Genomic DNA, 26,430 nt, shown 5'->3' on the forward strand with positions numbered 1-26,430 from the left:
CCCTGGCGTGCCCGCACCACGAAAAGAGACCCCGTGAAGACTTCAATCCGCAAAACTGTTTTCGCCGGCATGGCCGGCCTGTCCCTCGCCGGAACGGTGGCCGGCTGCGCGCCATCCACCCAGCAGCCTGCCGCGCAGGAGACCGAGCCCTCGGCGGCGGCATCCGCTTCGGCGTCGGGAACAGCATCGGGTTCCGCTGCCGGCTACAAGGACGGGACCTACAGCGCGGACGGCAACTACAAGTCCCCCAACGGCACCGAAACCGTGGGCGTCCAGCTGACGCTGGCCAACGGCACGGTGTCCGCGGTGGAGATCACCGAGCACCCGTCCAACCCCAACACCCGGAAGTTCCAGGGCCAGTTCGCCGGCGGCATTGCTGACCAGGTGGTGGGCAAGAGCCTGGATGAGATCGAGGTCTCCAAAGTAGCGGGCTCCTCCCTGACCAGCGGCGGCTTCAACCAGGCAGTCGAAGCGATCAAGGCGCAGGCCCTGTAGGCGGCCGCCATGCCGCATGCGGGCTGGCAGGACTTCCGGTTTGACGGCATCGGAACCAGCTGGGAAATCTCCACCCCTGTCCCGTTGTCCCCGGGACAGCGCAGCTCAGTTCTGGCCGAAGTGGAGCGCTACGACTCCACGTGGTCCAGGTTCCGCGAGGACTCGCTGGTAACCCGGATCTCCGTGGCGCCCGGGCAGTACGAACTGCCGCGCGAAGCCACCGGCCTGGCCGCCCTCTACCGGCAGCTCTATACGCTCAGCGGCGGGGCCATGACGCCCCTCATCGGCGAAAGCCTTGAGCGGCTGGGCTACGATCCGCACTATTCACTGCAGCCCCGCGGGGAAGCCGCACCACCCCCGGCCTGGGACACCGTACTGGAATGGCGCGGAACCTCACTGCGCACCACCGCCCCCGTGGTGCTGGACATAGGCGCGGCCGGCAAGGGGCAGCTCGTGGACCTCTTGGCCGAACAGCTCAGGGGCCACGGGGTTACGGACTTCTTCATCGACGCCAGCGGCGACCTGCTGCACGGCGGGCAGGAGCCGGTGCAGGTGGCCCTGGAGCACCCGTACGACCCCGGCAAGGCGATAGGGACCGTGCCCCTGGGATCCGGCGCCCTCTGTGCTTCGGCGTCGAACCGGCGGGCCTGGGGAGACGGCCTCCATCACGTCCTGGACGGCACCACCGGGGCGCCGGTCAGGACGGTCGTGGCCACCTGGGCCCGGGCGCGCACAGCCATGGAGGCAGACGCCCTCGCCACCGCCCTGTTCCTGGTTCCGGCCGAGGACCTGGAACGCTATTTTTCTTTTTCCTGGCTCAAGGTATTTTCCAACGGCAGCGCGGAGTACTCCGCGGAATTCGAAGGAGCCCTGTTCACATGAGTTCAACCACCTCCCGGCAGCAGGCCTCACCCGGCACCGCCCTGGATGCGCACCTGGGCCGCTTCACGATGTACCGGCTGGTGCTGCTGGTCCTTGCCGTGCTGGCGGCCCACAGCCTCCTCCTCGACCCCCTCGGCTGGCTGACGTTCGGCATCCCGAACCTGCTCGCCCACCTGGCCCTCTGCCTGGGACTGACGTACATCTCCAACCGCGGCCTGGCCGCACTGTTCCGCGTTCAGCCACATTCGGAATCCTCGCTGATTACGGGCCTGCTGCTCTACTTCCTGTTCTGGCCCACGCAGCTCGGCCCGGCGTTTGCGCCGATGGACCTGGCCGGAGTGGCCCTGGCCTGCGTCCTGGCCTCAGCCTCCAAGTACGCCCTCGCCTGGCGTGGCCGCCACGTTTTCAACCCCGCGGCCGCCGGGGCCTTCATCACCGGGCTGACCGGTCTCAACATCACCACGTGGTGGGCCGGCACACCTGCCATGCTGTGGCTCCTGGTTCCGGGCGTCCTGCTGGTGCTCCACCGCACCCGGAAAACGCCCATGGCCGCAGTCTTCATCCTGGTGGCCACCGCCGTCGTGGCCGCGGTGCAGGTACCCTCCGGCGTCGACCTCGGAAGTGCCGTGTGGCAAACCTTGGCGCAGGGCCCCGTCCTGTTTTTTGCCGGGTTCATGCTTACTGAGCCGCTCACCCTGCCGCCCAGGCGCTGGCAGCAGCTGGCGATGGCCGCCGTCGTCGGGGTTCTGCTGGCCACGCCCTTCAACTTCGGCTTCATGGCAAACTCCCCGGAGCTGGCACTGCTCGTCGGCAACCTGCTCGCGTTCCTGTCAGGCCAGCGTGGAAGTGTCCGGCTGCTGTTCAGCCACTCCCGCAGCCTGACGCCGACGACGACGGAATTCGTCTTCCGCCCCCAGCGCCCGCTCCGCCACGCGCCCGGCCAGTACCTGGAACTGGACCTTCCGCACGCCAAGCCGGACGGTCGGGGCAGGCGCCGCGTCTTCAGCCTGACCAGCCCGCCCGACGCAAAGCATGTGAAGATCGGGGTCGGTACGGCTGACCCCGTTTCCGCCGCAAAGCGCAAGCTGCTGTCCCTCAAGCCCGGCGAGGAGCTCACAGCCACCACAGTGGCGGGCGATTTCGTCCTGCCGAAGGGTTCGGATCCTGTACTGCTGATTGCCGCGGGCATCGGCATCACGCCCTACCTGGCGCACCTGTCCGGCGGGGTGGCCCGCGAGCGCGACACCGTGCTCCTCTACCTCGCCCGGAGTGCTTCGGAACTCGCTTATGCGGCGGAACTGCAGGATTCCGGTGCCCGCATCGTCGCCCGGCTCGGCGATGGGTCGGCGCCGCCGGACTTCATCGAGGACGCCGGCGCGCTGCTTGCCCCGGGGGCACGGCTGGACGGTCACGCGCTGAAACGGCTGGTGCCGGACATCGGGCAGCGAAGGGTCTTCATCTCGGGTTCACCGGCCAGCGTCGGATCGCTGCGGCGCGCCGCGCGGCATGCCGGCGCACGCCGTATCCATGTGGATTCGTTCGCGGGATACTGAGATGGGGCAGGAAAACGGGTTTCGTTTCCGTTCCGGCCCACCTTCCTGCTAAGCTCTAGGACGTCCGGCCGGGAACGGCAGGATCCCTGGATGCCCTCGTAGCTCAGGGGATAGAGCGTCTGCCTCCGGAGCAGAAGGCCGTAGGTTCGAATCCTATCGAGGGCACAGAAGAAACCCCCGCCGCTTACTCAAGCGGCGGGGGTTTCCTGTATTTCCCGTGCGCCTGAGCCCGAATGTCAGAGGCCGTTCGTAGGGTGAGTGGCATGGTCTGTTCAATCGTTCCGCCGTACATCCTCCGCCGCTTGGCCGCCCAGGGATCCCCCCGCTTCTCGGCAGTTGCCCGCGCCGCCAGGGAAGCCCTGCTCCATGTTGGCGCCGTGCACGCTGCACGGACCTCGGCACCAACGGCTCCTGCCGGCATCAGGCAGCTGGAGCCCTCTCCGGTCAACAGGTCCGTCTTCGACGCGAAGTCCGGCGAGTCGCTGCCCGGGCAGGTTGTCCGGAAAGAGGGAGACGCCGCCACCGGCGATCCCGCCGTCGACGAGGCGTATGACGGACTCGGACATACACACAGTCTTTACGCGGACGCCTTCGGACGGAACTCGATCGACGGGTTGGGAATGCCGCTGAAGGCCACCGTCCACTTCGGCAGGATGTATGACAACGCGTTTTGGGATGGCCAGCAGATGGTGTTTGGCGACGGCGACGGGGAGGTCTTCGAGCGCTTCACGAGGTCGCTCAGCGTGATCGGCCATGAACTGGCCCACGGGGTGACGCAGTTTTCGGCCGGACTCGCCTACCGCAACCAGGCGGGGGCCATCAACGAGTCCGTCTCCGACGTTTTCGGCGCACTCGTGGAGCAGTATTTCCGGAAGCAGACCGCCGCCGAAGCGTCCTGGCTGATCGGCGAGGGCCTGTTCACGCCGCAGGTTGAAGGGTCCGCCCTGCGCTCCATGAAGGCGCCGGGAACGGCCTACGACGACGACGTCCTCGGCAAGGACCCGCAGCCGGACTCCATGGACTCCTACGTCCGCACACGGTCGGACAACGGCGGAGTGCACATCAACTCCGGCATTCCGAACCGGGCGTTCTGCCTCGTCGCCCAGACTCTGGGCGGCAACGCCTGGGATGCGCCGGGCCAGATCTGGTACGAGACCCTGACGGGCGGCTCGCTGAGCACCGCCACCACCTTTACAGCCTTCGCCAAAGCAACCGCGGCAACGGCGAAGGAACTGTTCGGCGAGGAGTCCGCAGAGCATGACGCAGTGCGCGGGGCGTGGGAGACTGTGAAGGTAAAGCTCTAACCGACGCCGGGACTGTGGCCTTCCGCTTCCCGGCAGTCGCGGAACCCCGGGAACGGCGCCATGAAAATCACAGTCGAGCGCAGCGGCGGGATAGCCGCACTCACCCGCGTCTGGACGGTACAGGCCGTCACGACCAGTGAAAAGAGCCGCTGGCAGCCGCTCGTCGAAGCGTGCCCATGGGACGCCGTCGACGACCCCCGGCAGGCGCCGGACGGGCAGCCGGACGGGCAGCCGGACCGCTTCATGTACTCCATCCGCGCCGGCCAACGCCGCGCCACCCTGCCGGAAACGGCGGTTACCGGCCCCTGGCGGGTGCTCGTGGAGTCCACCCGGACTGCCGCTGAAGAATCGCGGCCCGGCGGCGGCGAAGCCGGCTTCCGGCGCTAGCTACCCTGCCGGGACCATCTGGCCGCGGAAGGCCCGGCGGTAGGACTGCGGACTCGTGTCCAGCACCTTGGCGAAGTGGTGCCGGAGCAGCACGGGGTGCCCGAACCCTGACTGCCGCGCCACCTCGTCGATATTCAGCTCCGTGGATTCCAGAAGCTCTTGGGCGCGCAGGACGCGCTGTGAGTTGAGCCACGCGGCCGGGGTGGCCCCTGTTTCAGCACGGAACCGCCGGGCAAAGGTGCGCGGGGACATGTGCACCCGGGCGGCCAGCTCGTGGACGGGGTGTTCCTCGTCCAGGTTCTCCACCATCCACCGGAGGAGCTCCTCCATGGGCTGGGAGCCGCACTCGGGCATGGGCCGGTCGATGAACTGGGCCTGGCCGCCGTCGCGGTGCGGCGGGACCACCATATCCCTGGCGATGGCGGCCGCCACGGCAGCACCGAATTCGGTCCTCACCAGATGCAGGCAGGCGTCAATGCCCGCCGCTGTCCCGGCGCTGGTGATGATCCTGCTGTCCTCGACATAAAGGACGTTCTCGTCCACCAGGACCTTGGGGTACTGGGCGGCGAGCTCTCCCGAGTAGTGCCAGTGCGTGGTGCACCGGAGTCCATCCAGGAGCCCGGCTCGCGCCAGTGCAAACGCGCCGGAGCAGATCGACATCACCCATGCGCCGCGGTTGTGCGCCGCCCGGAGGGCATCGAGGACGGATTCCGGAACGTCTTCGTCCCTGCCATAGGGCGCCATGATCACCAGGTCGGCATCGGCGGCGGCTTCGAGGCCGAGGCCCACATTCATGGTGAGGCCGGACTTCAGCGGAACGTCTCCTGGCACCGGAGTGCACACGCGGAAGTCGAACTGCGGCACGCCTGTTCCCCGGTCCGAACGGTTGATGCCAAACACCTCAAAAGCGGTACCGAACTCAAAGATCGAGAAGTTGGGAACCACGATGACTGCCACTGTTTTGAGCATGTTTCTAGTATGGCAGAAATTTGTACTTTTTAGGCATTTCTGCCACTTCTTTCGGAGGTTCCCCAGGAGAACCATGGAGACATGGAAATCTTCGGAATCGCCCTCCTTGTTCTGGTCCTCGTTGCAGCTGCCGCTACGGTCGGCGCCATCCTGCGGGATGGCCGCGGCCACACCCCTCCCGAGCACTCGGTCCGGGACTGGTCCGCGCTGGACCTGCCGAGCAGCAACTACACCATGCGCATCTTCTAGCAAACCGTCCATCCACCCAAGGACCCGGCGAACGCCGGGTCCTTTTACGCGGCAGTAGACTTGTGGGAGCCATGACTTTTCACATCTCCTACCCCGCCGAGCTGCCGGTCTCCGAGCGCCGCGAGGACCTGATGGCCGCGATTGCCGCCAACCAGGTGACGATCATTGCCGGCGAGACCGGCTCCGGAAAGACCACCCAGATCCCGAAGATGTGCCTGGAACTGGGCCTGGGTGAGAACGGACTGATCGGCCACACCCAACCGCGGCGCCTCGCAGCCCGCACGGTGGCCGAGCGCATTGCCTCCGAGCTCGGCGTCGACATCGGGCAGGAAGTGGGATTCCAGGTCCGCTTCACCGGCGAGGTGGGCAAGTCCACCAAGGTGAAACTGATGACGGACGGCATCCTGCTGGCCGAAATCCAGCGCGACAAGCTGCTCCGCAAGTACAACGCGATCATCATCGATGAGGCCCACGAACGCAGCCTGAACATCGACTTCATCCTCGGCTACCTCAAGCGGATCCTGCCGCAGCGGCCGGAGCTGAAGGTGATCATCACCTCCGCCACCATTGACCCCGAACGCTTTGCAAAGCACTTCGGCTCGGACGAGGATCCGGCACCTATCGTTGAGGTGTCCGGACGGACCTTCCCGGTGGAGATCCGCTACCGGCCGCTCTCCCAGCCGGCCGGCGGCCCGTCCACCGGCGATGACGAGGACAACTCCTCCGACGATGAACTCGAAGAAGACCGCGACCCGCTGGACGCGGTGTGCGACGCGGTCGACGAGCTCGCCCTTGAAGCGCCGGGCGACATCCTCATCTTCTTCTCCGGCGAGCGGGAGATCCGCGACGCCGCAGACGCCCTGCAGGCCAGGATCCAGGCCAACCGGCGGCTGGCCGGCACCGAGGTCCTGCCGCTGTTCGCGCGGCTGAGCCTTCAGGAACAGCACCGGGTCTTCAACCCGGGCGGCAAGCGGCGGATCGTGCTGGCCACCAACGTGGCCGAGACCTCCCTCACCGTGCCGGGCATCAAGTACGTCATCGACACCGGCACCGCCCGCATCTCGCGCTATTCGCACCGCACCAAGGTGCAGCGGCTGCCCATCGAGCGGGTATCCCAGGCGTCTGCCAACCAGCGATCCGGGCGCTGTGGCCGCGTGTCGGACGGCATCGCCATCCGGCTGTATTCCGAGGAGGACTTCGAGTCCCGGCCGCTCTACACCGATCCGGAAATCCTGCGCACCAACCTGGCTGCGGTCATCCTGCAGATGACCGCCATGGGAGTCGCGCGGGGGCCCAAGGACATTGAAAACTTCCCGTTCGTGGAGCCGCCAGACTCGCGGGCCATCAACGACGGCGTGACCCTCCTTAGGGAGCTCGGCGCCCTGCCTGCGCCGCAGGGAGCCACGGGCTCCGCCCAGGCGGCCAACGCCGGAAGCGGCAGGAATGCCGGCCGCAACGGCGGCGGTCTGACCGCCGTCGGACAGAAACTTGCCCAGCTCCCCGTGGACCCGCGGCTCGGCCGCATGATCGTGGAGGCCGGCAAGCGCGGCTGCGTCCGCGAAGTCATGATCCTGGCGGCTGCCCTCACCATTCAGGACCCCCGCGAGCGTCCAACGGACAAGCAGCAGCTGGCGGCGGAGAAGCACGCCCGCTTCCGCGACGAGAATTCCGACTTCACCGGCTACCTGAACCTCTGGAACTACATCCACGAGAAGCAGCAGGAGCTGTCCTCCACCCAGTTCCGGCGCCTGTGCCGCAACGAGTTCATCAACTACCTGCGCGTCCGCGAGTGGCAGGACCTCTTCACGCAGCTACGGCAGCTGGCCCGGCCGCTGGGCATCAGCCTGGACAACAAGCGTCAGGCCGACGCCGTCGGCAACCACGAGGGCATCCACATCAGCCTGCTCTCCGGCCTGCTGAGCCACATCGGCATCCTCGATGAACGCAAGCGGGAATACGCGGGCGCCCGGGGAACACGATTCGCCATCTTCCCGGGCTCGGCGCTGTTCAAGAAGTCACCCACGTTTGTCATGGCCGCAGAACTCGTGGAGACCAGCCGGCTCTGGGCGCGGGTGGCCTCCAAGTTCGAGCCGTCGTGGGCCGAGCAGGTGGCTCCGCACCTGATCAAGCGCAGCTACAGCGAGCCCCACTGGTCCACCAAGATGGGCGCGGTGATGGCTTATGAAAAGGTCACACTGTACGGCGTACCCATCATCGCGCAGCGCCGGATCAACTTCGGCAAGGTCGATCCCGTCCTGGCCCGCGAGCTGTTCATCAGGCATGCACTGGTCCAGGGCGAATGGAAGACACACCACAAGTTCTTCCACCGCAACCGGGCCCTGCTGCAGGAAGTGGAGGAACTCGAGGCACGGATGCGACGCCGGGACCTGCTGGTGGACGACGAGACGCTCTTCGAGTTCTATGACGCGCGCGTCGGCAAGGACGTCGTCTCCGAACGGCACTTCGACAAGTGGTGGAAGGACGCCCGGCAGCAGGATCCGGCGCTGCTGGACTTCAGTGAGGCGCTGCTTCTGAGCGAGGACGCCGACGCCCTGGACGAGTCCGCCTACCCGAAGACGTGGCTGCACAAGGGCTTCGAACTGCCCCTGAGCTACGAATTCCATCCCGTGGCACCCGGCTCGACACCCAATCCGTCCGACGGCGTCACGGCGGAAGTTCCGGTGCTCTTCCTGAACCAGCTCGAAGACGCACCCTTCCGCTGGCTGATCCCCGGCCAGCGCGTGGAACTCGTCACTGCACTGATCAAGTCGCTGCCGAAGCAGGTCCGCAAGAGCTTCGTTCCGGCACCGGACGTCGCCCGGCAGGCCGTGGCAGCGCTGGAAGCGGACTTCGACCCGGCCGAGGACGAGCTGGAGAGCTCGCTCGAGCTTGTCCTCCGCCGGCTCAAGGGCCAGATCGTCCCGCCCGGGTCCTGGAACTGGGAAGCGGTTCCGCCGCACCTGCGGGTGAGCTTCAAGGTGGTGGACAGCCGGGGCAAGGTCCTGGACGAAGGCAAGGACCTGGAAGCCCTGCAGGAGCGGCTCGCGCCGGCCACCCGCCGGGCCATCGCGGAGTCGCTGGGCGCCACCCCCGCCACTGCCGGTCCACGGTCGCCGAAGAAGAGCCAGCAGCAGGCTGCCGCTCAGGACGGCCGGCCGCAGGCACAGTCCGGGTTCACGGAACAGTCCGGCCTGACCGAGTGGCGGTTCGGCACCATCCAGCGCCAAGCCAGCGTCACCGTCAAGGGTCACACCGTCACCGGTTTTCCCGCTTTGGTGGACGAAGGGAAATCCGTTGGCCTGCGCATCTTCCAGACATCGTCGGAGCAGCAGGAATCCATGCGGGGCGGTGTCATCCGGCTCCTCGCCCTTCGCGTGCCCGCACCGGACCGCTATGTCCTCGAACACCTGAACAACACGGAGAAGCTGACGTTCAGCCAGAACCCGCACGGGTCAGTCTCGGCCCTGATCGCCGACTGCGTCCTGGCTGCGGTAGACAAGCTCACTCCGGCTGAGCTCCCCTGGGACCAGGCAGCGTTTGATGCCCTGTACGAGCATGTCCGGGCGGAGCTGATCGACACCGTCTTCAGCGTCACGGCCATCGTGGAGCGCATCCTCGCCAGCACCCGTCGGATCGAAAAGCAGCTCAGGGGCACCACGAGCCTGGCTCTCATCAGCGCGCTTAACGATGTCCGCAGCCAGCTTGAACAGCTGGTTTTCCCCGGCTTTGTGGCCCGGACGGGCTACGCCCAGCTGAGCCAGCTCCCCCGCTATCTCGCTGCCATTGAAAAACGCCTCGAGAAGCTGCCCGGCAACGTGCAGCGCGATGCACTCAACATGGCGGCGGTCCAGCGGCTCGAGGATGATTACGACGACGCCGTATCGGCTTTGCTGCCCGGCCGCCGGGCAGGTGCCGAGCTGACGCAGGTCCGCTGGATGATCGAGGAACTCAGGGTGAGCCTGTTCGCCGTCGAGCTCGGAACGGCCTATTCGGTGTCCGAGAAGCGGATCCGGACGGCACTGAACAAGGTGCTCGCGGCGTAGCCCCCTCAGCGGGCGCCGGCTCCCACTGATTCTGCACGCACCGGCGAAAGCAGCATAGTGGAGGTGTCGAGCCGCTCGTCAGTGTCCTGGCCCTCGGCCAGCGCCGCTGCTTCCTCGTGGCTTGCCACGACCGGGACGGAGCCGAGGAGCGGACGCGCGGCTGATTCGCGCATCTTGAGGAGTGCGATGAGCGCGACGGCGGAGAAGTACCCACTTTCGTTCTCCGGTGGGTCCACGAAACCTTTTGGGATCCCGCCCTCATCCGGTGCTCCACCGGCCCTTAATTGTCAGTCCCCCTTGGCAGACTGTGTTCATGGAAGGCAGCGGGAATTCAGCACTGACAGGAGCGGCGCCGCGCGGCGGCGTGCTGCAGGCCGCCGCCTTTCCTGATGCTGAGTTCCTGTTCGATGCGTTCCCGGACGGCGCCATTCTGTTCGATGAGTTCCCCGACGACGGTTTGCCGTATGACGATGACCTCGACGCCGCGTTCCCGGCCCTGTTCCCTGAGGACCCGTTTCCCGAGGCCCAGTTTGCCGATGTTCTGTTCGCCGACGCCGCCGCCTCCATCGCCGGCACGGGCGCTGGCGGGCGCGGGCCCGGTACGCCGAGGCCGGCTTTGGCCGACCGGGTCGCTTCGGCAGCCGCCCTTCTGCGGGCTGATCTGAACGCCGACAAGGCCGGGCTGATCGACCAGACCCACGCGTACGAGAACATCAAAAGCATGCTTGCCGGGCAACAGGCACGGCTTGCGGTTGCCTTCGAGACCCGGCACCACCAGGACCAGACGGATCTTGGTACGGATGAGGGCCGCAGGACACTGACCGCCGAGAACCTCGGCAAAGACCGCAGCAAAGACCGGGGCCTGGGCGCGGCTGAGCAGATCGCGCTGGGCCGGGGCGAGTCCCCGAACCGCGGCGGCCGGCTGCTCGGCATGGCCAAGGCCCTGGTCACCGAGATGCCCCACACCCTGGCCGCCCTGGACACCGGCCAGCTCAACGAAGAACGCACCACGCACATCGTGAAGGAAACCGCCTGCCTGAGCCCGGCCGACAGAACCGCCGTCGACGAGGAACTCGCCGCCGACACCGGAACCTTCACCGGCGCCGGAACCCGCACCCTCATCGCCGCCACCCGCGCCGCCGCCACCCGCAGGGACCCGCGCTCGGTCACCCAGCGCGCCAGCCATGCCGCATCGGAACGGACCGTGAGCCTCCGACCGGCCCCGGACACCATGACCTACCTGACCGCGCTGCTGCCCGCCCACCAGGGCGTCGCAGTCTACGCGGCCCTGACCCGGCACGCCGACACCCTCAAAGCCGCCGGCGACCCGCGCTCCCGGAACCAGGCCATGGCCGACACCCTCGTCGAACGGACCACCGGGACCCCCGGCGGCATCACCGGCATCGACATCAGCCTCGTCATGACCGACCGCACCCTCCTCCAAGCCGACACCGAACCCGCCCGCCTCGCCGGCTACGGTGCTGTCCCCGCCCAGTGGGCACGGGAGCTCCTCACCGGAGGGCAAGGAGATCAGGGTCCTGTCCAGCCAACCGCGGGCGGTTCAGCCACCGGCCAGAAGGGCGCGGTGAAGGAACTGAAGACCTGGGTCCGGCGGCTGTACACCGCCCCGAACACCGGCGACCTGGTGGCCATGGAGTCGCGCAGGCGCCTGTTCCCGGCACCGCTGCGCCGCTTCATCCAGATCCGCGACGACACCTGCCGCACCCCCTACTGCGACGCCCCCCATCCGCCACCACGACCACATCATCCCCCGGCACAACAACGGCCCCACCACCCTGGCCAACGGCGCCGGGCTCTGCGAGGCCTGCAACCACACCAAAGAACAACCCGGCTGGAAAGCCCAACCCAGACCCGGGCCGCGGCACACCATCGAACTCACCACACCCACAGCCCACACCTACCACTCCACCGCACCGCCACTACCAGGAACTGGTTAGCGGAACTGGTTGGCGGAACCGGAGTGCGCCAACCGGGGGTAGCGGGAACCGACAGGCGTGGAGTCAGTCAGCCGGGAACCGGCGCGACTAGCCGATGTGGATGTCGTCCTAGGCCTCCGGCACGAACTCCCCGTAGCCGGCGTCGCGCAGGCCAGCCCGCAGCTTTTCGGCGTTGGCGTCCAGCCGCGCCGGGTCCGGGTTGTGTTCGGCGGTGGCGAAATTGAATTCCGCCATGCTGTTGGAAGGCCACACATGCACGTGCATGTGGTTGATCTCGTAACCAGCCACGATGAGTCCTGCCCGGGCTGCCCCGAACGTGTCCACCTGAACCGCGCCGATGCGCCGCGCCACTTCCATGACCCGGGCCAGGGTCTCGGGCGAGGCGTCCGTCCAGCGGTCCACTTCCTCGGTGGGGACCACCAGTGTGTGCCCGTCAGCCAGCGGACCCATGGTGAGGAACGCGGAGACGTCCGGCTCGCGCCAGACAAACCGGCCAGGGATCTCCCCGTTGAGAATCTTGGTGAACAGCGTGCTCATGCGTCAGCCCTTTCCGACGGTTCCTGCAGCGTGGATGTATCCAGGACAAAACGGTACTTCACATCACCGGCGACCATCCTGTCATAGGCGTCGTTAAGTTGTTCGGCACCAACCAGTTCGATGTCCGAGACGACGCCGTGCTCGGCGCAAAAGTCGAGCATCTCCTGTGTCTCGGCGATACCTCCGATCAGGGAACCCGCATAGGAAATCCGCCTTCTGATCAGCGCCCCGGGATTGACCGGCGGCATGGCCTCGGAGGGCAGCCCCAACTGGAAGAGGGCCCCGTCCCGGCGCAGGGTCCGGAAAAACGGGTTGAGGTCGTGCGGTGCTGCCACCGTATCGATGATGACGTCGATGCTCCGGTTCTCGGCGGCCATCGCTTCCTCGTTCCGGGAAAGTACTACGTCGTCAGCGCCCAGTTCCAGCGCCGCCGACACTTTGGATTCAGAAGTAGTGAAGACCTTCACCTCGGCGCCCATCGCCTTGGCCAATTTGACGGCCATGTGGCCAAGGCCGCCCAGGCCCACGACGCCGACCACGTGGCCTTTCCGGACACCGAAGTGCCGCAACGGCGAGAAGGTGGTGATGCCCGCGCACAGCAGGGGGGCAGCCGCCGCGGGATCCAGGTTTTCGGGCACCCGCAGGACGTACCGCCGGTCCACCACCACGGATGATGCGTAACCGCCCTGCGTGACGGCATCCCCGTTCCGGGCGTCCTTGGCACCGTACGTCCCGGTCAGGCCGCGTTCACAGTACTGCTCCAGCCCGTCGAGGCAACTCTCGCATTCACGGCAGGAGTCCACCATGCAGCCCACGCCCACCCGGTCTCCCGGCTGAAAATCCTTCACGTCCGAACCGACGCGGCTGACTCTGCCCACAATCTCGTGGCCCGGTACGAGCGGGTAGTTCTGGGTGCCCCACTCCCCCCGGGTGGCGTGAACGTCCGAGTGGCAAAGCCCGCAGAAATCGATATCAATTTCGACGTCGTCAGCCCTGGGTGCCCGGCGGGCAACGGTCAGGCCAACCAGGCCGCTCGTGGCAGACGACGCGCCGCGGGCGGCGGCAAGGCGCCCTTCGAGGGGTCCGGCAGCGGTTTCGTCCAGCGGGATCCGCAGGTTCAGCGGCGGGGGTACGGGGCGTCCAGGAGTCATAGGGCGACGCTACCGCGGCTCCCCGGTGACTTCCAATTGCCGGTGCACCGCGTAAGGCGTCGCACCGCGGATTGAGCGTGGCGGAATCAAGCCGGGTTTCGAGAAGCTCAACCACCGCGGATCAGTCGCCCGTGGCCACCGGGCGGGAAGCGTCGTTGGACCATTGGGAGAAGGAGCCGGGGAATAGAACGGCGCTGAATCCGGCGATCTCCAGGGCCGCTATCTCGTGGGAGGCTGTCACGCCGCTGCCGCAGTAGACGGCGGTCGGCGCCGCTGCGTCGACGCCGAGGCTTGCAAAGCGTTCCCGCAGCTTCTCCGCGGGCAGGAAGCGGCCGTCGTCGTCAAGGTTCCCGGTGGTGGGGGCGCTAACGGCTCCGGGAATGTGGCCGGCCCGGGGATCCACCGGTTCGACTTCCCCGCGGTACCGTTCTGCGGCGCGTGCATCCAGCAGCACGCCTCTGCCGGCCCAGTCCGCGGCGCCGTCGGCGTCGGTCACCGGCATGCCGCCGCCCGCAAGAGTCACGTCTCCGGCGTCCGGCTGCACTTCGCCGCCCTCCACGGGCAGCCCGGCCGCGCGCCAGGCGGCAAGGCCGCCGTCGAGCAGGTAAACAGTGCGCACGCCGGCATTCCGCAGCATCCACCACAGCCGCGCGGCGGAAGTGCTGCCGGCATCGTCATAGGCGACCACGACGTCGCCATCACAAATTCCCCAGGACCGGGCCGCTTCCTGGAAGCGGGCCGGCGAAGGCAACGGGTGGCGCCCGCGGCCCGGATCTGCGGGCTCCGCCAGCTGGGTGGGCAGGTCTACGTACACTGCGCCCGGTATGTGCTCTTTCAGGTAGTGGCTGTGACCCTCCGGATCTCCGAGCGCCCAGCGGACGTCCAGCACCACGGTCCGCTGACCGGCCGCCATCCGCTCGTTCAGCCCGGCCACGTCAATGAGGGTATCCATCTGTCCAACTCTAGCCCCGGCTGGCCCCGCCGGTAGGCTGATCCAGTGAGCAGGCAATTCAGTGAACGGGAAGCATAAGTGAACAGCGCGGGGATCCGGGAGCGGGCATGGGCGGACGAGGCTGTCCGCAAAATCAACGCGGAAAACAACCGCTCGGCAGACACCCACCTGTATTCGGTGCCGCTGCCTGAACACTGGGGCGTCCAGCTGTACCTCAAGGATGAATCCACGCACCGTTCCGGCAGCCTGAAACACCGGCTGGCCCGTTCCCTCTTCCTGTTCGGGCTGGTGAACGGATGGATCCACGAGGGCACCACCATCGTGGAAGCGTCCAGCGGCAGTACCGCCGTTTCCGAGGCCTACTTCGCCCAGCTCCTGGGCCTGCCGTTCATCGCCGTGATGACCCGCACCACCAGCCCGGAGAAGATCGCCCTGATCGAACAGTTCGGCGGCGCCTGCCTCCTGGTGGACCATGCCTCAGAGGTGTACGCGGCAGCCGCCGAGGTTGCCGCCACGAGCGGCGGCCACTACATGGACCAGTTCACGTACGCCGAACGCGCCACGGACTGGCGCGGCAACAACAACATTGCCGAGTCCGTCTTTGAGCAGCTGGCGCTCGAGGAGCACCCGGTCCCCCGCTGGATTGTGGTGGGAGCCGGCACCGGCGGAACCAGCGCCACGATCGGCCGCTACCTCCGCTACCACCGCCACGCCACCTCCCTGGCGGTGGTCGATCCGGAGAATTCCGCCTTCTATCCGGGGTGGCGGAGCGGTGCTGCCGACTTCAGCACCGGCCTGCCGTCCCGGATCGAAGGGATCGGCCGGCCCCGCATGGAGCCAAGCTTCGTCCCCTCGGTCATCGACCACATGATCCAGGTTCCCGACGCCGCCTCGGTCGCAGCCATGCGGCACCTGCACACGCTGGCGGGGCTGCACGCCGGGCCGTCGACGGGCACCAACCTCTGGGGTGTCTGGCAGCTCGTGGCACAGATGGTGGCGGACGGGGAACGCGGCAGCGTGGTGTCCCTGATGTGCGACGGCGGTGACCGGTACGCCGGCAGCCACTACAGTCCTGCGTGGCTGGCGGCCCAGGGACTGGATCCGCAGCCACACGAGGACACGCTGAAGGCCTTCTTCGAGACGGGTCTCTGGCGGCCCTAAAGCTCCACGGAGTCGCGGGCGGACAAATGGGTGTATTCGGTGCCGTACCTGGCCCCGATCCGCTTGACATGGCCCTCCACCAGGCCGAGGCCGGTGTCGTTCAACAGCCCGTCGTGAATGGCGTATGCCCGCTCAGCGCGGACGCCGATCACGAAGTCCACGACCTCGCTGACCTTGTTCCACGGGGCATGGACCGGGACCAGGAGGGTGCGCACGCTGATGCCGTCCGGGATGATGAACGAGTCACCCGGGTGGTAGACGTCCTCGTCCACGAGGTAGCCGATGTTGGCGACCACGGGAATCTGGGGGTGAATCAGCGCGTGCTGGCCGCCGAAGCTGCGGACCGCGAAGCCAGCGGCGTCAAAGGCAGTCCCCGGCTCCACGGCATGCACCCGGTCCGCCGCGTCCGGCGCCTCCTTGCGCACGTTCTGCGCCACGCCCTCTGGCGCGAAAAGCTCCAGCCCTCCGTTGCCGCTAAGGGCAGCGGCCACGGCCGGGACATCGATGTGGTCGGCGTGCTCGTGCGTGATGAGGACGGCGTGTGCGCCCTCCAGCGCCTCGGCGGTTTCGGAGAAGGTCCCCGGATCCAGGACCAGCACCCGGCCGTCCTTTTCGAGCCGGACACAGGCATGCGTGTATTTTGTCAGCTTCATGAAGCCAGCCTAGGGACGGGCCCGGGCAGTGTCCACGCGGCTCGACTGGTAACGTTAAGGCTTGCCATTACCCGAAAGAAAAGCGAGTTCATCCATGCCACAACGCGCCAGCGCTGACGGCAGACCACCGGCACCTTCGGCGGCGGCCGGCGGGAAAGAGCAGCGCGTCACCAAGCAGCGGATTGCTGTCAGCGCCGCCCTGGACGAACTCAATGACTTCGTGAGCACCCAGGAGCTGTACCGGATACTCCAGAACAAGGGTGTATCGGTTTCCCTGGCCACCGCCTACCGGATCCTGCAGTCGCTGGCTGACGAGGAACTCGTGGACGTGCTGCGCAACGGTGACGGCGAGGCCGTCTACCGCCGCTGCACGGTGACGGTGCACCACCACCATCTCCTGTGCCGCAACTGCGGCAAGGCTGTGGAAGTGGAGGCCCCCGCCGTCGAGACCTGGGCTGCGCGGACCGCGCAGGAGCACGGCTTCACGGAAGTGGCCCACACAGTGGAGATCTACGGTCTCTGCCCCGCCTGCTCCGCACGCAAGGCCGCAGCGCAGTAACGCTACATTCCCTGTTTAGGCGGTCCGCATGACCCGCCCGTTGAGGCCGCGCTTGGCGCGGATGCTGCCGATGACCCTGCACACGACGTAGATCAGGAACGACAGCGTGGTGACGTAGGGGCTGATGGGGATGCGGCCGCCGAGGGCGAGCAGTATTCCTCCCACCGTCGCCGAAACAGCGAACACCACGCTCAGCAGCACCACGAGGCGCGGCGAGGACGTCACCCGCAGGGCCGCAGCCGCGGGCGTGATCAGCAGGGCAAGAACCAGCAGGGCGCCCACGATCTGGATTGACAGCGCAACGCTGACGCCGAGGAGCACCATGAAAACCAGGGCGAGCGACCGCACGGGAACACCGCGGGCCTCGGCCAGCTCGGGATCGACGCTGGCAAAGCTCAGCGGGCGCCAAATGACGCACAGCGCCGCCATGACGGCCACCGCGGTCCCCGCCAGGACCTGAAGCTGGACGGTGTCCACCGACACAATCTGCCCCGTGAGAAGTCCGAACTTGTTGGCGGCCCTGCCCTCGTAGAGCGACAGGAAAAGAATCCCGAGCCCCAGGCCAAAGGGCATGATCACGCCGATAATGGAGTTCTTGTCGCGCGCCCGCACACCCATGAGCCCGAGCAGCAGCGCAGCCGCCACGGACCCCACCAGGGAGCCGAACACCACATCGGTGCCGATCAGGAGCGCGAAGGCAGCGCCGGCGAACGACAGCTCGGAAATTCCGTGGACGGCAAACGCCAGGTCGCGCTTCATCACGAAGGTCCCCACGAGTCCGCCGAGGAGTCCAAGCACAGCCCCGGCCCACAGGGAGTTCTGCACCAACAGCAGCAATTCGCCGTAGTTCTCAAAGTTGAACACCGATTGCAGGATCGATTCCAGATCCATCAGGAACCCTCCCCCGCAGTGGCGTGCGCGTCGTCGTGGTGGTGCGTGGTGGCGTCGGGAAGACCGACGACGACGATCCGGCCGTTGGCATGGATCACTTCCACGTTGCTGTCATACAGGTCGGAAAGGACCTCGGTGGTCATGACCTCGTGCGGCGTTCCCACACTGAACCTGCCGCCGGCCAGGTACAGGACCCGGTCCACGTAGTCGATGATCGGATTGATCTCGTGGGTCACGAACACCACGGCGCTCTTCCGGTCATGGCACTGCTTGTTGATGAGTGCGCTGACGGCCTGCTGGTGGTGCAGGTCCAGCGACAGGAGCGGCTCGTCGCACAGCAGCACTTTCGGGTCGGTGGCAAGTGCCTGGGCCACGCGCAGGCGCTGCTGCTCACCGCCGGACAGTTGCCCGACGGGCACCTTTGCATAGTCGCTGGCCCCAACGAGCTCCAGCAGTTCGTCAATTCTGCGGTTGGCCTTGGCGGTGCCGAGCCGGATGCCCCAGCGATGCCCGTCGACGCCGAGACCCACCAGGTCGCGGGCGCGCATGGGTGTGTCGGGAAGGAAAGGCTTCTGCTGTGGGATGTAGCCGATCATGTGGCTGCCCCGCTCCACGGGGTGACCGCCGAGGCTAGCCTGGCCGGAGTGCAGCTCCTGCAGCCCCAGCAGGACTTTGAGGAAGCTGGTCTTGCCACTGCCGTTGGGCCCCAGCACCGCGAAGAACTCCCCCGGGTTGATGTCCAGGTTCAGGTCTTCCCAGAGGGCACGCCGGCCGAACTTCAGCGACGCCTGCTTCAGGCTGATGACTGGGTTCAACGCTGGCTCTTCAGCGCGTTGCTGACGTTGTCCACGTTGTCCGCCATCCATTCCAGGTAGGTCTTGCCGTCGGGAAGCGTTTCGGTGAAGTTCACCACCGGCGTGCCCGCGGCACTGGCCGCGTTTTTCACGGCCAGCGTCTGCGGGCCTTCCGTCTGCTCGTTGTAGGCGAGGAAACTCGTGTCCTTTGAGGCGACTGTCGCGGTGGCCGCCTTCAGGACTGCAGGCGGAACGTCGGCGCCCTCCTCGACGGCGGCCGTGTACTCGGCGGGGGTCCGGTTCTCCAGTCCGGCTGCTTCCAGCAGGTAAAGCGGAACCGGTTCGGTCACGGCGACGCCGGCGCCGCCATGTGAGGTCTTCATTGCGGAAATCTTACTCTCCAGCTTCGCGAGCCCGGCCTTGAACGCATCGGCGTTGGCGGTGAACTTGCTGGCGGAGGCGGAATCGAGGGCGCCGAGCCTGGCTGCCACGGCATCGGCAAGGTGCGACATGGCGTCAAAGTTGTACCAGACGTGTTCGTTGAAGTCGCCGTGGTCATGGGAATGCCCGTCCTCCGCGTGGGCGGACGCGGTGCCCGCAGCCTCCGGGGCCAGGCCGGACACCTCCACGGCGCTGATGATGTTCTCGTGGGGCACGTTGCTGTCGTCCGCCAGGGTGTGGATGAAGTCGTCGTAGCCACCCCCGTTTTCCAGCACCAGCTTGGCCTTGGACACCGCCAGCCGGTCCTGGGCGTTGGCTTCGTAGGAGTGCGGATCCTGGCTTGGACGGGAGATGATGGCCGCGACGTTGACCCTGTCCCCGCCGATCGCCTCAACGATGTCCCCGTAGACATTTGTCGACGTGACGACGGCGATGCTGCCCTTGGCGTCTGCGCCTGCAGTCTCGGCCGCCGGAGAACCACAGCCGGTGAGGAGCAGGCCGAAGCCGGCCAGGGCGGCGGTAAGGGAAATGCGGGCGTTGACAGGCACGGGGAAACCTCGGTTCTGGACGGGTCAGGTTGCGGGGAGGAGCAACCCCAAGTCGAGTGTAGCGCTAAATGGGAATGATTCCTATTTAGAACTAACGGCGGCAAGTGGTGCCGGCGGCCTACCGGCTATCCGCCGTCGGGCCTGCCCAGCCGTCGGATGCCCTTGGCTTGGGTGGCATCCCTGATCTCCCCCACGAGCTGCTCGATCACGTCCTCCAGGAACAGCACGCCCTCCGTCTGGCCGCCCGGCCCGATGACGCGCGCCAGATGCGAGCCGGAGCGCTGCATGACGGACATCGCCTTTTCGATCTCGTCGTCCCGCGAAAGGTTGGCCAGGGACCGGATGCGGCTTTCCGCGATCGGTTTCTCGTAACCGGATTCCGGGATGGCGAGCACGTCCTTGATGTGGAGGTAGCCGGCCAGCATGCTGTCGTCGTCCAGCATCGGGAACCGGGAAAATCCGGTGCGGCTGACAGCTTTTTCAAACTCCAGCGGGGAGGTTGAGGATTTCAGCATGACCAGCCGCTCCAGCGGAACCATGACATCGCTGGCGGTGTGCTCCGAAAATTCCAGGGCACCGGTGATCAGGCCCGCGTCGTCATCCACCAGGCCGTGCCGCGTTGACTCCTGAACGATGGACTGCACCTCCTCCAGCGTGAACGTGGAACTGACCTCGTCCTTGGGCTCGATGCGCATCAGCTTCAGGATGTGGTTCGCGGACCAGTTCAGCGCGGTGATGACCGGATTCACTATCCTTGCAATGAACATCAGCGGCGGAGCCAGGAGCAGCGCTGCCTTGTCGGCGACGGACACGGAGATGTTCTTGGGCACCATCTCGCCGAACGTCACATGCAGGAACGTCACCAGCATCAGGGCCACAGCGAACGCCGAGACGTCGGCAATTTCCGTCGGCACGCCCAGCCCGGCAAGGGGCACCGCGAGCAAATGGTGGATGGCCGGCTCCGCCACCAGCAGGATCAGCAGCGAGCACACGGTGATTCCCAGTTGCGCGCACGCCAGCATCAGCGAGACGTTCTCCATGGCCCGAAGGGTGGTCTGTGCACGCAGTACGCCCTGGTCCGCCAGTGGCTCAATCTGGCTCCGGCGTGCGGACATGACGGCGAATTCCGCGGCCACAAAGAAAGCGTTGCCCAGGAGCAGCAGCACCAGCCAGATCAGTCCTGCCCAGTCACTCATGGCCGGCCGCCGTTCCGGGAGTTGCCGTTCCCGGACCTGCCGTTTCCGGGCCCTCCGTTGGTGGCCGGGCTGCGCCTCGGCTGGCCGTGCGGTGTCGGGTTCTTTCTGGCTGCACCGTTGACGGATGCATGCTCAGCAGCGGTACTCGCGGACGGTTGGTCCACGGCGGGACCGGCGTCCGGTTCCCGGTGCGGCCGGAAACAGATCCGGTCGATGCGCCGGCCGTCCATCCTGGTGACGCTGAGCGTTCCGCCGCCCGCCTCCACCACGTCCCCCACCTCGGGGATCCGGCCAAGCTCGCTCATGACGTACCCGCCCACCGTCTCGTACGCGGCCTCGTCGGGAACGCTCAGGCCCGGAATCTGTTCTGAGAGCTCGTCGGGCCGCATCAGGCCCGGAAAGTACCAGTCACCGGAGGCGCTTTGCAGCAGCCCAGGCCGGACCTTGTCATGCTCGTCGGCCACTTCGCCCACGATTTCCTCGACCAGGTCCTCCAGCGTGGCGATCCCGGCAGTTCCGCCGTACTCGTCCAGCACCACGGCAAGCTGGAGGTTGCCCTCCCGCAGTTCGGCAAGCAGGGCGTCGAGGTGGATGGTCTCCGGCACCCTGAGGACGTCCGTCATGATGGCGCCCGCCTCAAGCTTTCGCCGCCGGTTCGGTGGGACCGCGATGGCCTTCTTGACGTGCACCAGCCCGCGGATGTCGTCCGTCGACTCCCCGATGACGGGGAAGCGCGAATATCCGCTGCGGCGGGCGGCATCGATGATGTCCGAAACCGGCTGGTCGGCATCGATGGTTTCGACGCGGATGCGCGGAGTCATCACGTCAGCCGCAGTGCGGCCGGAGAAGTTCAGCGTGCGGGCAATGAAGTTGGCCGTCCCAGGGTCGAGCGTGCCCATGGCTGCGGACCGGCGCACCAGGGAGGCGAGCTCCGCCGGCGTGCGGGCACCGGAAATCTCCTCCTTGGCCTCCAGCCCGAAGACGTTCAGGACCCTGTTGGAAAAACCGTTCAGGACCACGATGGCAGGCTTGAAAATGGTGGTGAAGATCAGCTGCGGCCGCGCAAGGGTGCGGCCGATGCGGAACGCGAGGGCAATGGCCATGTTTTTGGGAACGAGCTCGCCCAGGAGCATGGACAGTCCGGTCGCGATCACCATCGCGACCACCAGGGAGACGGAACCGGCCACCGGCTCCGGGATGCCGGCGGCGGCAAGAGGCACCTCGAGCAGCGCCCCCACGGACGGCTCCATGACGTACCCCGTCAACAGCGTGGTCATGGTGATGCCGAGCTGGCAGCTGGACAGCTGCGTGGACAGGGACTTCAGGCACTTGAGCAGCGGCACTGCCGCGGTGTCGCCGTCGTCAACGGCACGCTGCACCGTGGGCTGGTCCAGTGCAATAAGGGAAAATTCGACGGCGACGAAAAAGCCGGTTCCGAGGATGAGCAGCAGGCCGGCGGCGACAAGGAGCCACTCGATCATGGGCGAAAGCCCCCAGGCCGGCACCTGGATTTACCGTCCATGGCACCTATATTCACTGTCCATAAGGATTGCAGTCTACAGGAGCGGCGTGCCGCCAGAGAGGACAGAAGTTGCTCATCCCACCCGTCCGGAACCAGTGTCCGCGCAGGGCGGAAAGGACACTGTTCAGGCCACGTTGGGACGGCTGTTTCGCCATAAATCGGACGGTACATGATTTGGGTCACGCTTATTGGCAGTTAACCCGGAACGGTCACTAGACTGGCAAAGGTCTGGGTTCATAGGACACAGAAACTGGTTCGATTGTTGTGCCGTGGCACCGAAGGCGACCAGAGGGAAATCAAACTCATGGAAGAGGCGTATTTCAAGTGCCAGAGCAGCCTAGCCACCGTCTGCCAGAGGAATTTGGTGGAAACGAGTGGCTCGTTGACGAACTGTACGAGCGTTACCAACAGGACAAGAATACGGTCGATGCCAAATGGTGGCCCCTGTTCGAATCATTTGACAGCGGCAACGGTCCATCTTCCAACGGCGTGCCGGCAGCAACGGCTCCGGCGGCCAACCCGGCTACCCGCGAACTGCCCGTAGTCACTCCCCCGGCGCCCGCGAAGGCACCGGCATCCGCTACTCCCGCGGCCCAGGCGCCCGCGGCAGCTCCGGCACCGGCGCCGGCAGCAGCCCCCGCCCAGCCCGCACCCGCCAAGAAGGCGCCGGCCACGGTGGCCCGCGACGGCGCGAAGAAGACCGAGGCGGGCACCGGCGCCCAGCCTATCCCGGCCCAGTTGCCGAAGAACGTGAAGGCTCCGACCGCGCCCGAGGAAGACGTCGTGTCCGTCCTCCGCGGCCCGGCCAAGGCCATTGCGTCGAACATGGTCACGAGCCTTGAGGTGCCCACCGCTACCAGCGTCAGGGCAGTTCCGGCCAAGCTCTTGATCGACAACCGGGTTGTCATCAACTCCAACCTGGCCCGCGCACGCGGCGGCAAGGTCTCCTTCACCCACCTCATCGGCTACGCCGTCGTCCGGGCGCTGTCCCAGTTCCCGTCCATGAACGTGTACTACGACGAGGTCGACGGCAAGCCTGTGGCGGTCCAGCCGGCACACGTGAACTTCGGCATCGCCATTGACATGCCCAAGCCCGACGGCACCCGCCTTCTGATGGTTCCCAACATCAAGAAGGCCGAAACCATGAACTTCGCGGAGTTCTGGCACACCTATGAAGACCTCATCAAGCGTGCCCGCAACGGCAAGCTGACGGCGGACGACCACGCCGGCACCACCGTGTCGCTGACCAACCCGGGTGGCATCGGTACCGTGCACTCCGTGCCCCGGCTGTCGAAGGGCCAGGCCGCCATCATCGGCGTCGGCGCCCTCGACTACCCCGCCGAATGGCAGGGCGCGAGCGAGAAGATCATCGCCCAGAACGCCATCAGCAAGATCCTCACCCTGACCTCCACCTATGACCACCGCGTCATCCAGGGTGCCGGCAGCGGCGAATTCCTCAAGCTCGTCCACTCGCTGCTCCTCGGCGCGCAGGACTTCTACGACGAAATCTTCGAGGCCCTGCGCATTCCGTACGAGCCCGTGCGCTGGAGCCCGGATCTGCAGGTGGACCCGTCCGACCAGATCAACAAGGTCGCCCGGATCCAGCAGCTGATCCACTCCTACCGCGTTCGCGGCCACCTGATGGCGGACACCGATCCCCTCGAGTATGTCCAGCGCAAGCACCCCGACCTCGACGTGCTCACCTACGGCCTGACCCTGTGGGACCTCGACCGCGAGTGGCCCACGGGCGGCTTCGGCGGCAAGCCGATGCTCAAGTTCCGCGACATCCTTGGCGTGCTCCGGGACGCCTACTGCCGCACCACGGGCATCGAATACATGCACATCCAGGACCCGGCCGAGCGCAAATGGTTCCAGGACCAGCTGGAGCACCCGTACTCCAAGCCGAGCCGCGACGAGCAGCTGCGCATCGTCTCCAAGCTGAACGCTGCAGAGGCCTTCGAGACGTTCCTGCAGACCAAGTTCGTGGGCCAGAAGCGCTTCTCGCTTGAGGGCGGCGAATCGCTGATTCCGCTGCTGGACGCCATCATCTCCGATGCTGCCGACGACGCACTGGACGAGGTTGCCATCGGCATGGCCCACCGCGGCCGCCTGAACGTGCTGACCAACATCGCCGGCAAGACCTACGCCCAGGTGTTCCGCGAGTTCGAAGGCACCCAGGACCCGCGTTCCGTGCAGGGCTCCGGCGACGTCAAGTACCACCTCGGCACCGAAGGCACGTTCACGTCGGACAACGGCAAGGAGACCAAGGTCTACCTCGCCGCCAACCCGTCCCACCTCGAGGCCGTGGATTCGGTCCTGGAGGGCATCGTCCGTGCCAAGCAGGACCGCCTGGACCAGGGACAGTCCTTCCCCGTGCTGCCCATCATGGTTCACGGTGACGCAGCGTTCGCCGGCCAGGGTGTTGTGGCGGAAACGCTCAACCTGTCCCAGCTTCGCGGCTACCGCACCGGCGGAACCATCCACATCGTGGTCAACAACCAGGTCGGCTTCACCACTGCGCCGTCCTCCTCGCGTTCGTCCACGTACTCCACGGACGTCGCCAAGATGATCCAGGCTCCGGTGTTCCACGTGAACGGCGACGACCCCGAGGCAGTGGTCCGCATCGGCCAGCTCGCCTACGAGTTCCGCCAGCGGTTCCACAAGGACGTCGTCATCGACATGGTCTGCTACCGCCGCCGCGGGCACAACGAGGGCGACGACCCCTCGATGACGCAGCCGCTGATGTACAACCTCATCGAGGCCAAGCGGTCCGTGCGCAAGCTCTACACCGAGTCCCTGATCGGCCGTGGTGACATCACCGAGGAAGAAGCCGAGCAGCTGCTCCGCGACTACCAGGAACGCCTTGAGCGCGTCTTCGCCGAAACCCACGCGGCCCAGACCTCGCCCATTCCGATCATCACCGCCGACTCGGCAGCGGTCTCGGACATCGAGCGCCCCCACGCACAGCAGTCGGACATCGGAACGAATGCCCCGGTGTCAACCGCGATCTCAGCCGACACCCTGGCCCGCATCGGCAAGGCGCACGTTGAGATCCCCGAAGGCTTCACGGTCCATGCCAAGCTCAAGCAGTTGCTGGAGAAGCGCGAACAGATGTCCCGTGAAGGCGGCATCGACTGGGGCTTCGGCGAAATCGCCGCGTTCGGCTCCCTGATCATGGAGGGCGTGCCCGTACGCCTTGCCGGCCAGGATTCCCGCCGCGGCACGTTCGTCCAGCGCCACGCCGTGTTCCACGACCGCGCCAACGGCAACGAGTGGCTGCCGCTCGGCAACCTGTCGGACAACCAGGCCAAGCTCTGGATCTACGACTCCCTGCTGTCCGAATACGCGGCCATGGGCTTCGAATACGGCTATTCTGTGGAGCGTCCCGACGCCTTGGTCCTGTGGGAAGCGCAGTTCGGCGACTTCGTCAACGGCGCGCAGACCATCATCGATGAGTTCATCTCGTCCGCCGAGCAGAAGTGGGGCCAGCGTTCGTCGCTCGTGCTGATGCTTCCGCACGGCTATGAGGGACAGGGCCCGGACCACTCCTCCGCCCGCATCGAGCGCTTCCTGCAGCTGTGTGCCGAGGAAAACATCATCGTCGCCAACCCGACGACGGCGGCCTCGCACTTCCACCTGTTGCGCCGCCAGGCCTACAGCCGGCCCCGCAAGCCCCTCATCATCTTCACGCCGAAGCAGCTCCTGCGCCTCAAGGCCGCTGCCTCGTCCGTGGAGGACTTCACCACCGGCGGTTTCCGCCCGGTGATCGGTGAGCACGAGTTGCTGAGGGCGGAGGACGTTGACCGCGTACTCCTGGTCTCAGGACGCCTGTACTACGACCTGCTGTCCACGCGGCAGAAGACGGGCGACAAGTCGACGGCGATCATCCGCGTCGAGCAGCTGTACCCGCTGCCGCAGGCGGAGATCGAAGCCGAACTGGCCAAGTACCCGAACGCCGAAGTTGTGTGGGCGCAGGACGAGCCCGCCAACCAGGGTCCGTGGCCGTTCATGGGCCTGCACCTGCCGACCGCCCTCGACCGGAAGGTGCGCCTGGTTTCACGCCCGGCCTCAGCTTCCACCGCGGCGGGTTCCATGAAGCGCCACGCTGTGGAGCAGGACGCGCTGCTGAAGCAGGCTTTCGCCCGTAAGTAGCAGAACAGCTGCCCGGCCGGACGGTGACATACC

Annotated in this window: 21 protein-coding genes, 1 tRNA gene and 1 pseudogene; 12 read left to right on the forward strand and 11 right to left on the reverse strand. The window is 66.5% G+C overall.

Going from position 1 to position 26,430, the window contains the following annotated elements; translation table 11 throughout:
- Window positions 1–33 precede the first annotated feature (33 nt).
- The 6 genes from ARGLB_RS16880 (at window position 34) to ARGLB_RS16905 (ending at window position 4,621) form a co-directional block, all read left to right on the forward strand.
- Entirely contained in the window at window positions 34–495 is a 462-nt protein-coding gene (locus tag ARGLB_RS16880; protein ID WP_003804805.1) for an FMN-binding protein, read from the forward strand.
- 9 nt (window positions 496–504) lie between these two features.
- A complete protein-coding gene (locus ARGLB_RS16885) occupies window positions 505–1,377 on the forward strand; it encodes an FAD:protein FMN transferase (protein WP_003804807.1) in 873 nt (290 codons plus the stop codon).
- Window positions 1,374–2,930 (forward strand): ferredoxin--NADP reductase, encoded by a 1,557-nt coding sequence (locus ARGLB_RS16890; protein ID WP_003804808.1) that lies wholly within the window; start codon window positions 1,374–1,376, stop codon window positions 2,928–2,930. The genes ARGLB_RS16885 and ARGLB_RS16890 overlap by 4 nt, the downstream gene beginning before the upstream one ends.
- Window positions 2,931–3,022: 92 nt before the next feature.
- A tRNA-Arg gene (locus ARGLB_RS16895) sits at window positions 3,023–3,095 on the forward strand.
- Between the two features lie 98 nt (window positions 3,096–3,193).
- Window positions 3,194–4,234: a M4 family metallopeptidase gene (locus tag ARGLB_RS16900; protein ID WP_003804810.1), complete on the forward strand. Its 1,041-nt coding sequence runs from the start codon at window positions 3,194–3,196 to the stop codon at window positions 4,232–4,234.
- Window positions 4,235–4,294: 60 nt separating this feature from the next.
- The gene (locus ARGLB_RS16905; protein WP_003804812.1) at window positions 4,295–4,621 is read left to right on the forward strand and encodes a protealysin inhibitor emfourin; all 327 of its coding nucleotides are present in this window, start codon (window positions 4,295–4,297) and stop codon (window positions 4,619–4,621) included.
- Here ARGLB_RS16905 and ARGLB_RS16910 read toward each other — a convergent pair whose 3' ends face one another.
- The gene (locus ARGLB_RS16910; protein ID WP_003804815.1) at window positions 4,622–5,590 is read right to left on the reverse strand and encodes a GlxA family transcriptional regulator; all 969 of its coding nucleotides are present in this window, start codon (window positions 5,588–5,590) and stop codon (window positions 4,622–4,624) included.
- Between the two features lie 81 nt (window positions 5,591–5,671).
- Here ARGLB_RS16910 and ARGLB_RS23720 point away from each other — a divergent pair, with 81 nt between their 5' ends.
- Together ARGLB_RS23720 and hrpA are read left to right on the forward strand one after the other, a co-directional pair.
- Window positions 5,672–5,839 carry a hypothetical protein gene (locus ARGLB_RS23720; protein WP_003804817.1) on the forward strand — a complete coding sequence of 56 codons (168 nt, stop codon included), beginning with the start codon at window positions 5,672–5,674 and terminating at the stop codon, window positions 5,837–5,839.
- Window positions 5,840–5,910: 71 nt separating this feature from the next.
- Window positions 5,911–9,882 carry an ATP-dependent RNA helicase HrpA gene (gene hrpA, locus ARGLB_RS16915; RefSeq protein ID WP_043419572.1) on the forward strand — a complete coding sequence of 1,324 codons (3,972 nt, stop codon included), beginning with the start codon at window positions 5,911–5,913 and terminating at the stop codon, window positions 9,880–9,882.
- A 5-nt stretch (window positions 9,883–9,887) separates the two neighbouring features.
- Here hrpA and ARGLB_RS16920 read toward each other — a convergent pair whose 3' ends face one another.
- A complete protein-coding gene (locus tag ARGLB_RS16920) occupies window positions 9,888–10,118 on the reverse strand; it encodes a hypothetical protein (RefSeq protein ID WP_003804821.1) in 231 nt (76 codons plus the stop codon).
- Between the two features lie 380 nt (window positions 10,119–10,498).
- Between ARGLB_RS16920 and ARGLB_RS22900 the strand changes: the two are divergent.
- Window positions 10,499–11,840: pseudogene (locus tag ARGLB_RS22900) on the forward strand (HNH endonuclease).
- A 108-nt stretch (window positions 11,841–11,948) separates the two neighbouring features.
- On the opposite strand, the gene ARGLB_RS16925 reads toward ARGLB_RS22900, so the two are convergent.
- The 3 genes from ARGLB_RS16925 to ARGLB_RS16935 form a co-directional block, all read right to left on the reverse strand.
- A complete protein-coding gene (locus ARGLB_RS16925) occupies window positions 11,949–12,377 on the reverse strand; it encodes an HIT family protein (RefSeq protein WP_003804824.1) in 429 nt (142 codons plus the stop codon).
- Window positions 12,374–13,528 (reverse strand): NAD(P)-dependent alcohol dehydrogenase, encoded by a 1,155-nt coding sequence (locus ARGLB_RS16930; RefSeq protein WP_003804826.1) that lies wholly within the window; start codon window positions 13,526–13,528, stop codon window positions 12,374–12,376. Before ARGLB_RS16930 ends, ARGLB_RS16925 begins: the two co-directional genes overlap by 4 nt.
- A gap of 121 nt (window positions 13,529–13,649) precedes the next feature.
- On the reverse strand, window positions 13,650–14,480 hold the full coding sequence (locus ARGLB_RS16935) for a sulfurtransferase (RefSeq protein ID WP_003804828.1): 831 nt from the start codon (window positions 14,478–14,480) through the stop codon (window positions 13,650–13,652).
- Between the two features lie 78 nt (window positions 14,481–14,558).
- Here ARGLB_RS16935 and ARGLB_RS16940 point away from each other — a divergent pair, with 78 nt between their 5' ends.
- Entirely contained in the window at window positions 14,559–15,641 is a 1,083-nt protein-coding gene (locus tag ARGLB_RS16940) for a PLP-dependent cysteine synthase family protein (protein ID WP_003804829.1), read from the forward strand.
- On the opposite strand, the gene ARGLB_RS16945 is transcribed toward ARGLB_RS16940, so the two are convergent.
- A complete protein-coding gene (locus tag ARGLB_RS16945) occupies window positions 15,638–16,294 on the reverse strand; it encodes an MBL fold metallo-hydrolase (RefSeq protein WP_003804831.1) in 657 nt (218 codons plus the stop codon). The genes ARGLB_RS16940 and ARGLB_RS16945 overlap by 4 nt on opposite strands.
- Before the next feature lie 94 nt (window positions 16,295–16,388).
- Between ARGLB_RS16945 and ARGLB_RS16950 the strand changes: the two genes are divergently transcribed.
- Complete coding sequence (locus ARGLB_RS16950; RefSeq protein WP_003804833.1) at window positions 16,389–16,853, forward strand: Fur family transcriptional regulator; 465 nt, start codon at window positions 16,389–16,391, stop codon at window positions 16,851–16,853.
- 15 nt (window positions 16,854–16,868) lie between these two features.
- On the opposite strand, the gene ARGLB_RS16955 is transcribed toward ARGLB_RS16950, so the two are convergent.
- From ARGLB_RS16955 to ARGLB_RS16975, 5 genes are all read right to left on the reverse strand, one after another.
- Window positions 16,869–17,744, reverse strand: a complete 876-nt coding sequence (locus ARGLB_RS16955; RefSeq protein ID WP_003804834.1) for a metal ABC transporter permease — start codon at window positions 17,742–17,744, stop codon at window positions 16,869–16,871.
- Window positions 17,744–18,559, reverse strand: a complete 816-nt coding sequence (locus ARGLB_RS16960; protein ID WP_003804835.1) for a metal ABC transporter ATP-binding protein — start codon at window positions 18,557–18,559, stop codon at window positions 17,744–17,746. Before ARGLB_RS16960 ends, ARGLB_RS16955 begins: the two co-directional genes overlap by 1 nt.
- Window positions 18,556–19,527 (reverse strand): metal ABC transporter solute-binding protein, Zn/Mn family, encoded by a 972-nt coding sequence (locus ARGLB_RS16965; RefSeq protein ID WP_003804837.1) that lies wholly within the window; start codon window positions 19,525–19,527, stop codon window positions 18,556–18,558. Before ARGLB_RS16965 ends, ARGLB_RS16960 begins: the two co-directional genes overlap by 4 nt.
- Window positions 19,528–19,652: 125 nt before the next feature.
- Entirely contained in the window at window positions 19,653–20,723 is a 1,071-nt protein-coding gene (locus tag ARGLB_RS16970; protein WP_003804839.1) for a hemolysin family protein, read from the reverse strand.
- Window positions 20,720–22,201, reverse strand: coding sequence for a hemolysin family protein (locus ARGLB_RS16975; RefSeq protein ID WP_083839694.1), 1,482 nt, complete (start codon window positions 22,199–22,201; stop codon window positions 20,720–20,722). Before ARGLB_RS16975 ends, ARGLB_RS16970 begins: the two co-directional genes overlap by 4 nt.
- A gap of 368 nt (window positions 22,202–22,569) precedes the next feature.
- Between ARGLB_RS16975 and ARGLB_RS16980 the strand changes: the two genes are divergently transcribed.
- Window positions 22,570–26,397, forward strand: coding sequence for a multifunctional oxoglutarate decarboxylase/oxoglutarate dehydrogenase thiamine pyrophosphate-binding subunit/dihydrolipoyllysine-residue succinyltransferase subunit (locus tag ARGLB_RS16980; protein ID WP_003804843.1), 3,828 nt, complete (start codon window positions 22,570–22,572; stop codon window positions 26,395–26,397).
- Window positions 26,398–26,430 lie beyond the last annotated feature (33 nt).

This window comes from Arthrobacter globiformis NBRC 12137 (genome assembly GCF_000238915.1).
In the GTDB taxonomy this organism is placed as follows: domain Bacteria; phylum Actinomycetota; class Actinomycetes; order Actinomycetales; family Micrococcaceae; genus Arthrobacter; species Arthrobacter globiformis.

Bases quoted from the DNA above. Each gene is read 5' to 3' on its own strand.
- ARGLB_RS16885 (WP_003804807.1), top strand. From the start codon at position 505: ATGCCGCATGCGGGCTGGCAGGACTTCCGGTTTGACGGCATCGGAACC.
- ARGLB_RS16890 (WP_003804808.1), top strand. From the start codon at position 1,374: ATGAGTTCAACCACCTCCCGGCAGCAGGCCTCACCCGGCACCGCCCTG.
- ARGLB_RS16900 (WP_003804810.1), top strand. From the start codon at position 3,194: ATGGTCTGTTCAATCGTTCCGCCGTACATCCTCCGCCGCTTGGCCGCC.
- ARGLB_RS16905 (WP_003804812.1), top strand. From the start codon at position 4,295: ATGAAAATCACAGTCGAGCGCAGCGGCGGGATAGCCGCACTCACCCGC.
- ARGLB_RS16910 (WP_003804815.1), bottom strand. From the start codon at position 5,590: ATGCTCAAAACAGTGGCAGTCATCGTGGTTCCCAACTTCTCGATCTTT.
- ARGLB_RS23720 (WP_003804817.1), top strand. From the start codon at position 5,672: ATGGAAATCTTCGGAATCGCCCTCCTTGTTCTGGTCCTCGTTGCAGCT.
- hrpA (WP_043419572.1), top strand. From the start codon at position 5,911: ATGACTTTTCACATCTCCTACCCCGCCGAGCTGCCGGTCTCCGAGCGC.
- ARGLB_RS16925 (WP_003804824.1), bottom strand. From the start codon at position 12,377: ATGAGCACGCTGTTCACCAAGATTCTCAACGGGGAGATCCCTGGCCGG.
- ARGLB_RS16930 (WP_003804826.1), bottom strand. From the start codon at position 13,528: ATGACTCCTGGACGCCCCGTACCCCCGCCGCTGAACCTGCGGATCCCG.
- ARGLB_RS16935 (WP_003804828.1), bottom strand. From the start codon at position 14,480: ATGGATACCCTCATTGACGTGGCCGGGCTGAACGAGCGGATGGCGGCC.
- ARGLB_RS16945 (WP_003804831.1), bottom strand. From the start codon at position 16,294: ATGAAGCTGACAAAATACACGCATGCCTGTGTCCGGCTCGAAAAGGAC.
- ARGLB_RS16950 (WP_003804833.1), top strand. From the start codon at position 16,389: ATGCCACAACGCGCCAGCGCTGACGGCAGACCACCGGCACCTTCGGCG.
- ARGLB_RS16955 (WP_003804834.1), bottom strand. From the start codon at position 17,744: ATGGATCTGGAATCGATCCTGCAATCGGTGTTCAACTTTGAGAACTAC.
- ARGLB_RS16970 (WP_003804839.1), bottom strand. From the start codon at position 20,723: ATGAGTGACTGGGCAGGACTGATCTGGCTGGTGCTGCTGCTCCTGGGC.